Raw genomic sequence first — 12,364 nt, 5'->3', positions numbered from 1 at the left:
GGCGAGGCGGTCACATGGGCGCTCCAGCATCCGGATTCTTTCGTTCGCTCAGGACTTACAACTATCGCGTGTGGTCCGCTGGCGCGCTCGTCTCGAACGTCGGCACGTGGATGCAGCGCACGGCGCAAGACTGGCTCGTGCTCACCGGGCTCACGCATCACAGCGCGGCGGCGGTCGGTATCGTGATGGGCTTGCAGTTCGGCCCTCAAATGCTGTTCATGCCCTGGTCGGGCTTCGCCGCCGACCACTTCGACCAGCGCAAGCTGCTCATGGTCACGCAGGCGCTGCTCGGCACGCTGGCCATTGCACTGGGCGTGCTCACGGCAACGGGGCTCGTGCAGCTTTGGCACGTGTACGTGTTCGCGTTCCTGTTCGGCTGCACGACGGCATTCGATGCCCCGGTGCGGCAAACCTTCGTTTCGGAGCTGGTGGGCGACGCCGATCTCTCCAACGCCGTCGCGCTCAATTCCACCTCTTTCAACGCCGCGCGCATGATCGGCCCGGCCGTGGCGGGACTCGTCATTGCGTCGGTGGGCGTGGGCTGGGCCTTCCTGCTCAACGGCCTGTCGTTCGTCGCCGTGCTGGTTTCGCTTACGCGTTTGCGCGTGGACGAACTGCGTTCGGCAAGACGTACGCAACCCGCGAAGGGCGGGATTGCCGCGGGGTTCCACTACGTGTGGGCGCGTCCGGACCTGCGGGCCATTCTCGTCATGCTGTTTTTGATCGGCACCTTCGGGCTGAATTTTCCGATCTTCATCTCGACGATGGCCGTGAACGTCTTTCACGCCGACGCGGGACGCTATGGACTCCTGTCTTCGATGATGGCGGTGGGCACCATGAGCGGCGCCTTCTTCGGAGCGGGGCGCAGCCATCCGCGTTTCATCTCGCTGCTGTTCGCAGCGGCGGCGTTCGGAGTGGGTTGCGTGCTGGCTTCTGTTGCGCCGGGCTACTGGTGGTTCGGCGGCGCGCTCGTGATGATCGGCATCGCGGCGCTCACGTTCACCACCGAAACCAACAGCCTCATGCAGCTTTCCACCGAGCCCGGCATGCGGGGCCGCGTGCTGGCGATTCGGCTGGCCGTGGCGCTGGGCGGCACGCCCATCGGTGCGCCGATCGTGGGGTGGGTCGCCGACCACTGGGGGCCGCGCTGGGCCTTGCTGGTCGGCGCGGCTTCAGGCTTCGCGGCGGCGATCGTCGCGGCCCGCACGCTCGCGCGGCGGGCCCACGAGAAGCCATAGCGCGCCGCACGGTTACCCACAAGCACGCGCAATCACGCACTATCAGGCGGGCTTCAACTCCACGCGCTTGATGTCCTTCACGATCACGAGATAGCTGATCACCGTAACGATCGCGTTGATGCCGACAAAGGCGAGCGCGCCGTTGAACGAGCCGGTTTCCGCCACGAGATAGCCGATCACGATCGGCGTGACGATGCCGGCCACATTGCCGAACATGTTGAAGATCGAGCCCGAGAGGCCGATGGCTTCGCGCGGCGCGGTATCGGCGATCACGGCCCAGCCGAGCGCGCCCAGACCCTTGCCGAAGAACGCGAGCGACATGAGCGCGACCACGATCCAGTCGCTGTTCACATAGTTGCAGCCGACGATGCACGACGAGAGCACCATGCCGCCGACGATCGGTACCTTGCGCGCCATGGTGAGCGAGCGGCCCGAGCGGATCAGGGCGTCCGAAGCCACGCCGCCCAGCACCCCGCCCAGGAAGCCGCAGATCGCCGGCAGCGAAGCAATGAGCCCAGCCTTCAGGATGGTCATGTGGCGCGCCTGCACGAGGTAGATCGGGAACCACGTGAGGAAGAAGTACGTGAGCACGTTGATGCAGTACTGCGCGAGATAGACGCCCAGCAGCATGCGGTTGCCGAGCAGCTGGCGGATGACCGCCCAGTTCGCGCCCTTACGTTCCCTGCGCTCGCCGCGCGCTGCGTGTTGATGCCCGTTCACTATGCCGCCGCCCGCCTCGATGTATTCGAGTTCCTGCTGGTTCACGCCCGGATGATCGGCCGGATTCTTCATGAAGCGGATCCACGCGAAGGCGAGCACGAGGCCGCCCACGCCCATCACGATATAAACGTGATGCCAGCCATACGCATGCGTGAGCCACGCCATGAGCGGCGTGAACACGACGGCTGCGAAATACTGCGCCGAATTGAAAATCGCCGACGCCGTGCCGCGCTCTTTCGCCGGGAACCAGCTCGCCACGACTTTCGCGTTGGCGGGGAAGGCGGGCGCTTCGGCCGCGCCCATCGCGAAGCGCAGCGCGAAAAGGCCCGCAATCGCGGCGCCCGCGCTGCCGAGCAGGCCAATCGAGCTTTGCAGCAGCGTGAAGAGCGACCACAGGAAGATGCTGCCCGCGTACACTCTGCGCGCGCCGAAGCGGTCGAGCACCCAGCCCGCGGGAATCTGCGCGAGCACATAGGCCCAGCTGAACGCCGAGAAGATGTAGCCCATGTGGATGGCGTCGAGACCGAACTCGGTGCGCATGGCCGAGCCCGTGACCGAGAGCGTGGCGCGGTCCGCGTAGTTGAGCGTGGTGATGATGAAGATCAGCGAGAGAATCAGGTAGCGCACCTTGGTGCGCCTGGCGACATCGGACTGCGTGGCGGTGCGGCTCAACGACATGTGGATCGACCTCTCTCGTGCGCGAGACGCAGGCCGCTGCGCTCACGCCGCGGCCTGCCTCTGCTGTCTCCGGACGGCGCGCCTCGTGCACGCCGCATCTACTTACGCAAGAACGCGCCTGACTCGCGTCAAGCGCGTTCTGTTTGCGGACCTGATTCGCTGCTTGTTCAGTCAGTTGTCAGAAAGTTGTTTGACATCGTGACTAGTTGTCTGAGCTAATCGTACAACGCCCGGGAAGCCGATGCAACCGGACCGTATGCCTCTTGAGTGGGCCTCAGGGTAAACTCGAATTTCAGGATAGTCGCGCGATTATGGATGATGCGGCCAAGTTGTTGGACAACATGGCGATTGGCCCCTCAAGACTCCGGCATTTGAGCCGTAAAGAAGAACACCATGGAAACCGGGGATTGAAGCAACATGCGCAACACGACGGTACGAGCCAGCCTCCTTGCAGTGCTGGTGATCTTTGGCGTGATGATCCTGATTGGCGGCTTCGCGGGCGTGTTCTCGCTCAGGGAGTCGAACGCCAGCGCCCAACGCCTGCATGAAATCGCGCGTCAGACCATTCTGGTCAACGACGCCTACAAGGACACCACACGCACGCGTTCGGCGCTCGTGCGCGGCTACAGCGCGCTCAAGGAACGCAACGACACGGCGACGCGCGACTCCGCGCTGAAGAGCGCGGCCCACAGCTTCGAGCTTTCGACGAGCGAGACGCAGGCCTTCGCCAATGCGCCGGCTTTCGACGGCATGGACGCGGACCTCAAGCGGCAGTTGCTCGAGTCGGCGGCGCAACTCTCGAACACGCTCACGCGCGCCACCGACGCACTGCGCAACGGCGACACGGCCGCGTACGTGGCAGTGAACGACACCGACATCACCGCCGCGGGCGCAGCCTATTCGGTGAACGTGGAGAAGTTCCAGAAGCTCGCCAACGCGCTCGCCGAGGCGACGCTCGACGACGGCAACGCGCGCTATGGATGGATCGTCACGCTCGTGGGCGTGGGCGTGGCCATCGCGCTGGCGCTCGTCGTCGTCACGTATTTCGCCTTGCAGCGCATCGTGTCGCGCCCGCTGGCCGACGCCGCGGCCGTGCTCGATCGCATTGCCTCGAATGATCTCACCGTGCGCGTGCCCGAAGCAGGCCGCAACGAAATCGGCGTGCTGTTCGCGGCCATGCGACGGATGCAGGCGGGGCTCTCGCACACCGTGGCCGGAGTGCGCGACAGTTGTGACGCAATTCACACGGCCGCGCGCGAGATTGCGGCGGGCAATCTCGATCTGTCGAGCCGCACGGAAGAACAGTCCGCCTCGCTCGAAGAAACGGCCGCGAGTATGGAAGAACTCACCTCCACGGTGAAGCAGAACTCCGTGAACGCATCCGAGGCCAGCACGCTCGCCACGGGCGCGGCCGAACTCGCGCAGCGCGGCGGCGACGTGGTGGGACGCGCCGTGCAGACCATGCAGGACATCAGCGCCAGCTCGCAGAAGATTGCCGAGATCACGAGCATGATCGACAGCATCGCGTTCCAGACCAATATTCTTGCGCTCAACGCCGCCGTGGAATCGGCGCGCGCGGGCGAGCAGGGACGCGGCTTCGCCGTGGTCGCGGGCGAAGTGCGCACGCTCGCGCAGCGCAGTGCAGGCGCCGCGCGCGAGATCAAGGAGCTGATCGGCGCTTCGATGGAAGACGTGCGCAACGGCAACGCGCTCGTCGCGCAGGCAGGCGAGGCGATGAGCGAGATCGTCAACTCGGTACGCAACGTCGCCACCATCATGGCCGAGATCACGACGGCCACCGCCGAGCAGAGCACGGGCATTCAGCAGGTGGGCATGGCCGTGAGCCAGATGGATCAGGTCACGCAGCAGAACGCCGCGCTCGTCGAGCAGGCCGCTGCCGCCGCAAGCGCGCTCGAGCATCAGGCGCAATCGATGAAGGAAGCAGTTTCGGTGTTCCGCGTCGGCGCGCTTGCGTGAAGATGGATATGCGCAAGACCAATCAATAGAACTAACAAACCAGAAAGGACGACATGAAGAAGAAGGCAATCTTGCGCAGCGTGGTGGGTGCCGCTTTGGGCCTCGCGGCATCGGCGGCCGTGCATGCGGCTAGCTACGTGTACGTGTCGAACGCCGACAGCCAGGACATTTCGGTGTTTCGCCTCGATGCGCAAAACGGCGCGCTGGCCGCGGTCGAGACCGTGCCTGTGGGCGGCACGGTGATGCCGATGGCGTTCTCGCCCGATCATCACCATTTGTACGCGGCGCTGCGCTCGAAGCCGTATCGCGTGGTGAGCTTCGCCGTGAATCCGCTCGACGGCCGTCTCGTCGAACTCGGCCGTGCGCCGCTCGCCGAGAGCATGGCCTATGTCTCCACTGATGGCACGGGGCGCTATCTGCTTTCCGCTTCGTACGGCGGCAATTTGCTGGCGGTCAACCCCATCGGCGAAAACGGCGTGGCGGGCGACGTGCAGCAAACCGTGAAGACAGGCCCGATGGCGCACATCATTCGCACCTCGCCGGACAACCGCTATGCGTTCGCGTCGGTGCTCGGCGCCGACGCCTGGCTGCGCCTGAAGTTCGACGCCTCGACGGGCGCGCTCACCGAAGACGCGAAGCCCGCTTACTCGCTGCCGAAGGATTCCGGTCCCCGTCACTTCCAGTTTTCGCCGGACCAGCGCTTCGTCTATCTGATCGACGAACTCGACGGCAAGCTGCACGTGCTCGCCTTCAACGCGGCGAACAATACAGTCAAGCCGATCCAGACGATCTCGATCCTGCCCGCCGGTTTCTCCGGCGACAAGCCGTGGGGCGCCGACGTGCACCTCACGCCCGATGGCCGCCACCTGTATATCTCGGAGCGCACGTCGAGCACGCTGGGTGCGTACCGCGTGAACCAGCAAACGGGCAGGCTCACGCGCATCGGCACGTACGCCACCGAGAAGCAGCCGCGCGGCTTCAATATCGATCCGTCGGGCCAGTATCTGCTTGCCGTGGGCCAACTCTCGCCCACGCTGAGCGCGTACCGCATCGATGTGAAGAGCGGTGCGCTGCATGAGCTTGGCAAGTACCCGGTGGGCAAGGGTGCGAACTGGGTCGAAGTGGTGGATTTCGACGGTTCGAACGACTAGGGAGGGTCTGCACCACTCCTTTTTGGAGCACTGATTTTTTACTAGTGAGTCGTATTAGCCGTAAGAGCCTGCTGGCAGACTGGTCGTCCGCTCTTGAGGCGTGACGACATCCGTGTGCCGCGACTCGCGGCCTGAACCTCAGTTTCAGGCATTGCGTAAAGCCTTGCGTGCCATCCAGAGGTTGCCCAGGGCGAACAGTTTCGTGATCTGCGCGGTGTTCTTCAATAACCCTCGGTACCGGGTCTTCGTATAGCCAGATTGCTGCTTGAGCACGCGGAGCGGATGTTCAACCTTGGCGCTGATGCCCGCTTTCAAGCGTTCAATCTAGTCGGATATCGCGTCCAGACGATCGTTCAGGGCCAGTTGTCGACGCTGGCGTGTCCGCATCGCGACATGCCAGCGAACCGGGTTCGTCTGGCATCGCGTTTCGATACCCTGATAGCCGGCGTCGGCGTACACACCCGTTTCCTGACCGTGTTCAGCGGAGGCAGGCATTGCCGTCGTTAGAGCGGCGTGCGCAACATTGAAGCGCCGGCCACCGACGTCGCCGTACTTGCCTGGACACCATCCGATGCGGCCAAGGGACGCCGAATCGTTAATTCGAAGTCCTATATACCTGGCGCGTCGTATATCGCACGCGTAATCACGGTGCTAACGAGTCAGCACTGGCGTACCTGAACTGCGCAGGCCTCGCGCGTTCGTCTGCGTTTGAGGCCACGCCTACGACATCGCGGATAGCGATTACTGCACGTGTTGACCGTGCCGGAGCACAAGGCGACGCGCGGACTCTTGTCCTGAAGGGGCGAACTGGCGGCGCGCTCTCGCCGAATCGCTGTTCTACCCGGGGAACTTGTGAAAGGCTCCCCCTTTCACTCGATTGCGCAGCCATTACCGCTCAATCGCATCTCGAAAAATGAGATGAGTCAAATTTGTCATTGTTTGACATAACCGTTGATTAATTCCGACGTCTCCGTTCAATATGATTGACGCGTTTCCGTTCCCACCCCTAGATTTCGGTGCCGATAGCTGCGAAAGCAACGATCTCACCTCGTGCCTTTCACCCGGAATGGGATGTGTGAATGAATGCTGTGACGAAAAGCTTCACCGATGCTCTGCGCCACCCGAGCGCGCGTCTGAGCCAGCGTCTGCGGGTCTGGGTCGGGATTCTCGAACACGACCTCGATGTGGTGAAGTTCCGGGTGCGCGGGGGATTCTGCAAGGACTATACGGCAGATGTGACGGTGACCTCGTCGCAGCTCGATCTCGACGGCAAAGAGTACGTCGGACGGCGCGCGGGGTTGCAGATCGACGAACGCGTGGCGGTGCCCTCGGTCAGCTATGTCGAACCCGTCGATCATGAAGCAGCTATCTTCAACGGCGTGATCACGCGCATCGAGCGTATCGGCGTAAGTCGCGACGAAGCCACCTACCGGCTGCGCATCGAGCCGCGCTTTGCCGCTCTCTGCAAGCGGATCATCAAGTCCGATACCTTCAAGGACGTGACGCTGCAGGAGATGATCCGGCAGGCACTGGTCGACCGCAAAAACTTCGACGCCTTCGACGTGGAATTCCAGATCGAAGGGCTGCTGGAGAAGATGGAACAGGTGGTGATGTATGAGGAGTCCCTATGGAGCTTCATCACCCGACACTGCCGCCGCAAGGGCGTTTTCTGGTTCTACAAGCAGGGGCGCGGCAAGAGTGGCCAGCTCGATACGATTGTCTTTGCCAATAATCCGCGTGCCTATATTCGTTCGGTCGAGGTTCCGCTCATCGCGGATTCGGGCCTCTCGGCCGGGTGCCACGAAGCGGTGCTGTCGCTCAATGACGCGCGTACCCTCGTGCCCGCCACGATTGAGCTGTATGAGCGCAACTACCGCACGCCGGACGATCCGCTACGGGCGACGGCGAACGTCTCCAGTGAAGCAGGCGACCGCTCGGTGTTCGGACAGGTCAGCCGCAGCGCGGAGTTCCACCTGACACAGCGGCAAGGAGAGGCGCTCACGCAGATGCGGCGCGACGAACAGATCGCGCGGCAGGTGACGCTTTCCGGTACGACGAACGCCTTGGGCGTTGCGCCGGGCGTCGTGGTCAAGACGACCAATGTGAAGGTGGCGTGTGCCCAATACGGGTTTGTGATCACGTCGATGGTCATGAAAGGCAGTCGCACGACACCGGCACACGCCCGCTTCAAGGCGATGCCCGCGCATCTGACGTACCGGCCTCGTTTCGACTTCGAGCGGGACTGGCGTTTTCTGAAAGGTCCCGTCGTAGGCGTTGTGACAACTTTTGATTCGACGCCGTACGGCTGTATGGACGAGCACGGTCGTTATCCCGTCCTGCCGAAGTTCCTGCAGGGCGCGGGCAACACCGACCGGCAACTGCTGAAACTGCGCCTGGTGCGTGTGTCCTCATCGGATCAGGGCGGTTTGCACGCGCCGCTGCTGCCGGGGACCGAGGTGCTGCTGGACGCCGCGCATGCGGACGTGGACCGCATGCATATCACCGGAGCCTTGCATGACTATGCGCATCGCGATCCTGTTCGGGGCACGGACGCATTGTATAGCTATGCCATCTGGCGCTCTCCATTGCTCGGTGCCGAGGTCGTTTTTAACGATCTGCAGGGCAAGGAGAGCGCACGCATTGCGACTGTGTACAGCCAGTCGGCCTTCAACCAGGGATATCTGCTTAACAGCAGAAAGCTTCCTCGCGGAAACGGGTTTGAGGCGACGACCCAGGGGTGGGGAGCGGTGCGGGCGGCGAAGGGTCTGTTCTTCACGGCGGACGCTGCAGCCGGAACGGATACGCCGCACCTTGAGATGCCTGCCGCCGTCGCCCAGCTCAAGGCCGCGCTGCAGCGTGTGACGGACCTCGCTGCGGCAACGACGCAGGCCGGGGGCGATCCGGCCGATCGTGCCACGCAGTCGGCGCTGCTCGACGGCCTGAACCAGCTGCGCGACGCGGGGTTGCTCGCGAGCGCGCCCGGCGGCATGGCGTTCGTGACGGCGAAATCGCTCCAGCACTCGGCCGGCGAAAGCGTGATTGTGACCGCGGGCAAGGACCTCGACGTGAGTATTGCGAAGCGCCTGCGTATGGCGGTGGGTGACATGATCTCGCTGTGCGCGCACAGGCTCGGTATCAATCTCACCGCCGCGAAGGGGAAGTTCACGGCCTCGGCGCTGACGGACGGGATGGACCTGTTCGCGAAGCAGCAGGTACGCATGGCCAGCGAAAGCGCAGACATTCAGCTGGCCGCGAAAACGAAGATCGCGCTCAACAGCGGCGGGGGCTCGCTCGTGATCGAGAACGGCAACATGACGTTCCATTGTCCCGGGGCGTTCACCATCAAGGCAGGCTCGTTCACGTTCGTTGGCCCCGATAACGTGCCGGCGCAGTTGCCCATCCTGCTGAAGAGCGAACTGAAGCTCAACGATCGTCCCCCCCATACGAACTGAAACGCCATGATCATCAGCCCTCCCTTTCTGCCCGAATCGGCCCTCACGTCTGACGACAAATCGAAGCCTGACCCGATGATGGACGCCGTCGACAAGTTCGAACTTGCGCACGGCATCTATCCGATTGCGGCCGACCGGAGTTGGCATTGCGGCGTCCATCTGGCGCCCGACATGCACGGTGCGGTGCATGCAATTGCCGACGGCGAGGTCGTTGCCTACCGGGTCTGCCAGCACGCCATTGATTCCGGCAATGGCAACGCGGGTTTCGTTCTGCTTAAGCACACGACCGAAACGGGCGGCGATCGCGCACTGACCTTCTATTCGCTCTACATGCACCTGTTGCCGCTCGCCGAATACCACAGCTTTGGATTCGACGACACGGGCTTGGCCGACTTCCTGCAGAAGCCATCTGGAGCGGATACCAAGGGACAGGTAACGCCTGCGGCAAAGGGGAATGGCCAGAAGGTTCGCCGCAAGGACACCCTGGGCTATGTCGGGCGCTACCAGGGCGTCACGTACCTGCATTTCGAAGTCTTTATGCTGCCGGTCGATTTCAACGCGTATTTCGACCATACGCAACTCGGCAATGGTGCGCCGAGCACGCCAACGACTTCGGACTGTTGGGGTCATACCTACTATATGATTCCTGCCGGGCAGCAGTTCCTTGCGTTGCCGCTGGGGACTGACGAACACAACAAGCTGCACGGCATTGCATTCCAGCCACGGCGGACAGATACGAACGCATTCCCGCTCATCGTCGAAACCTACTTCACCAAGGGAGCGAAGTACACGAACGTATGGAGTGTCGCCGCGGACGGTTCGCGCACGCTGCTGACCCCCGATCCTGTCGAGGAAAAGAACTACGAATACGACCTCTATCATCGCGCGGACGCGCTTTATGCCACGTGCCCGAGCGACGGGTACGAATTGCTGCGCTTTGGACGGATTCTTTCGACGCCGGCCACATTGACGGATCAGACTGCCAGCTCGCCGCCCCCGGTCAGTGGAGCGTTGCCAGGCAATCCGCATCCGGTCGCGATACCCAACCAACGTGCGACGTGGGCGCAAGTGACCTTCGCCCAAGGGGCACAGGGTTATATCGATATCAACAAGGCAGAGATTAAGAAGCTGTCCGACGCGGATTTCCCATCGTTCATGGGCTGGCAGAAGATCAGCGATGGCAATACTCCTTTCGACAGCGACGGATTGTGCGATGTTGACGCGCTTAAGAGAATCGTAAAGGACGCTGCAGACAGTGAGCAGCCCACGGCAGTAGTCAAAACGACAAACATTCAGAAGGCGGACGTGCTTTCGAGCTATGTCAAAGGTCATGACGCCGTACGCCAGGCGTTGCGCGGGTTTGTCTGCAACGCGCCCAGCGAATGGGATAGCGCGAACAACGAGACACGCTATGCGAAGCTACTTGATGAGGGGGGCTTCTATCACGGCGACGACGATGGATACAACAAGTTCCTCAAGTACCTCAAGGAGATCCAGTTCTGGGACACGACAGGGTTGCCTGCCGGACAGAAGCTCTGGTTCTTCCATCCTCTCGCTTTTATCCGTCATTTCAGGAAGTGTGTCTGGTTAAGCCTTCAGGAGCAGATTCAACTGCTACCTCGTAAATCGATATCTGATGCTGGCGGTCACATATCGTGGGTCGAAAGCAAGAAGCGATTTGTTGATGGCAACGACGATTCGAGGGGGCAATCGCCGAAGCGCTTGTGGCTAGCGCTGAATCAGATGTTTCTAAAGTACGGATTTAAGAATGACCTTCGGAAAGCCCATTTTTTGGGGCAGGTTTTCAAGGAGACCGGAGCTTTATGCTCGACAAGAGAAAATGGAAACGCAGATTACTTCCGGAAAATGTACGAGAGCTATACCGCGAGTGATGCGGCCTATGATTTCGACAACAAATACAATTGGCTTAAGAATCTTGGCTTTCTGAAGAACCGTGATCGCGCTACATACATAGCTCAGCGTCCTGGTGAGGTTCACGCGAAAGCCGTGGCTGGTGGGAATGTGCAATCGGGTGACGGTCCTCGCTTCTGCGGTCGCGGTTTGATTCACCTCACATGGCGAATCGGGTATAGCGAATATGGCAAGTACCGCGCCAAGGACTATACGACAGACCCTAACCCCACGCTGCTGCAATCCGACGCAGAGACGGCTGCCGATTCCGCTGGCTACTTCTGGGCCAAGACTCAGATCGATGCAAAAGCTGACGGCGGCGCATCCGATACCGATGTCAGGAATTGTTTTGGTTTGGTTGGCGGTGCAGGCGGTTTGGCTGCGCGGCAGCAGTTCTTTCGTTACACCTATTTCATACTTGGCGATACGCTAAGAATGCCGGCGGATAGCACATTGGAACGTCAGACGGAGGAAGGCGCGTGATCTGCTTTCCCCGTCGAAAAAATACGACGTGTTCAGATGGCATCCTCGGTTTTTCTCGGTTGAGAAATATCTCGGTTGAATTTATCAGAGGCTCGGTTGTTATGAATATTCGGTGGACTTCTACATTTCTTCTATTGTTGGCGTCGTTTTTTCTATTGATTTACCGGCAGACCTATGCAGGAGACATTCCTGCTGCGGTTCAGGCGGCGGTAAGTGCTCGTACCGGTGAAGGTCAAAAATTGCAGCCACCGATCATTGATGCCGGACCTGCGATGCAAGGAGCGTACATTTACTTTTTGACGAACACGTCCGATGTGCCGGGTTATACAAAAGATAACAGACCTTACATATTGGATGCGCATCTACTCTTTTCAGACGGAAACCATATTTGGCACGATGAACTATTTGATCGCTACTTGAAAGATGATGGTATTCCAGAAATTGCTAATGTCTTTTTTGCGAACGCCGATCGTGATCCAAAAGATAAGGAGGTGGTCATTCTCGTGCGAACGCCGCTCAATCACTACGATTACGGCGGTGAATATTTCGATGGTTACATTTACAAGTTAACTGGAAGCGCTCAGAAGGGTGCTGTTTTCGTGGGATTGCAGAGCGATGCTAGCGCACCCTTTGTGGATCAATGTGAATGTGGTTTTCGCGATGGTCACTCTACACATGCACAATATAAGGACGCTGAGTCAATTCGAAAGGCACTCGCGAAAAGATATCCTGTAGCCCCTAAGTTGAAGTGAAA

Annotated in this window: 7 protein-coding genes and 1 pseudogene; 6 read left to right on the top strand and 2 right to left on the bottom strand. The window is 60.9% G+C overall.

The features are described 5' to 3' along the window. The first annotated feature begins 14 nt into the window (after nt 1-14). Nucleotides 15-1,238: an MFS transporter gene (locus AB4Y43_RS02460; protein ID WP_368726959.1), complete on the top strand. Its 1,224-nt coding sequence runs from the start codon at nt 15-17 to the stop codon at nt 1,236-1,238. Nucleotides 1,239-1,280: 42 nt separating this feature from the next. Here AB4Y43_RS02460 and AB4Y43_RS02455 read toward each other — a convergent pair whose 3' ends face one another. Continuing rightward, complete coding sequence (locus AB4Y43_RS02455) at nt 1,281-2,636, bottom strand: MFS transporter (RefSeq protein WP_368726958.1); 1,356 nt, start codon at nt 2,634-2,636, stop codon at nt 1,281-1,283. 417 nt (nt 2,637-3,053) lie between these two features. Between AB4Y43_RS02455 and AB4Y43_RS02450 the strand changes: the two genes are divergently transcribed. Further along, nucleotides 3,054-4,613 (top strand): methyl-accepting chemotaxis protein, encoded by a 1,560-nt coding sequence (locus AB4Y43_RS02450; RefSeq protein WP_368726957.1) that lies wholly within the window; start codon nt 3,054-3,056, stop codon nt 4,611-4,613. A 53-nt stretch (nt 4,614-4,666) separates the two neighbouring features. Beyond that, nucleotides 4,667-5,764, top strand: coding sequence for a lactonase family protein (locus AB4Y43_RS02445; RefSeq protein ID WP_368726956.1), 1,098 nt, complete (start codon nt 4,667-4,669; stop codon nt 5,762-5,764). Between the two features lie 144 nt (nt 5,765-5,908). On the opposite strand, the pseudogene AB4Y43_RS02440 reads toward AB4Y43_RS02445, so the two are convergent. Beyond that, a pseudogene (locus AB4Y43_RS02440) lies at nt 5,909-6,241 on the bottom strand (transposase); the annotation flags it as partial. A 602-nt stretch (nt 6,242-6,843) separates the two neighbouring features. Between AB4Y43_RS02440 and AB4Y43_RS02435 the strand changes: the two are divergent. From AB4Y43_RS02435 to AB4Y43_RS02425, 3 genes are read left to right on the top strand one after another with little or no spacing between them, the layout of a single operon-like run. After that, the gene (locus AB4Y43_RS02435) at nt 6,844-9,216 is read left to right on the top strand and encodes a type VI secretion system Vgr family protein (RefSeq protein ID WP_368726955.1); all 2,373 of its coding nucleotides are present in this window, start codon (nt 6,844-6,846) and stop codon (nt 9,214-9,216) included. A 6-nt stretch (nt 9,217-9,222) separates the two neighbouring features. Then, on the top strand, nt 9,223-11,610 hold the full coding sequence (locus AB4Y43_RS02430) for a hypothetical protein (RefSeq protein WP_368726954.1): 2,388 nt from the start codon (nt 9,223-9,225) through the stop codon (nt 11,608-11,610). Further along, a complete protein-coding gene (locus AB4Y43_RS02425) occupies nt 11,607-12,362 on the top strand; it encodes a hypothetical protein (protein WP_368726953.1) in 756 nt (251 codons plus the stop codon). The genes AB4Y43_RS02430 and AB4Y43_RS02425 overlap by 4 nt, the downstream gene beginning before the upstream one ends. Nucleotides 12,363-12,364 lie beyond the last annotated feature (2 nt).

The sequence above is a fragment of the Paraburkholderia sp. BR10872 genome, assembly GCF_040965835.1.
Taxonomy (GTDB): Bacteria; Pseudomonadota; Gammaproteobacteria; order Burkholderiales; family Burkholderiaceae; genus Paraburkholderia; species Paraburkholderia nodosa_A.
The sequence above is the reverse complement of the archived record's forward strand: the minus strand, read 5'-3'. Positions and strand labels throughout refer to the sequence as shown.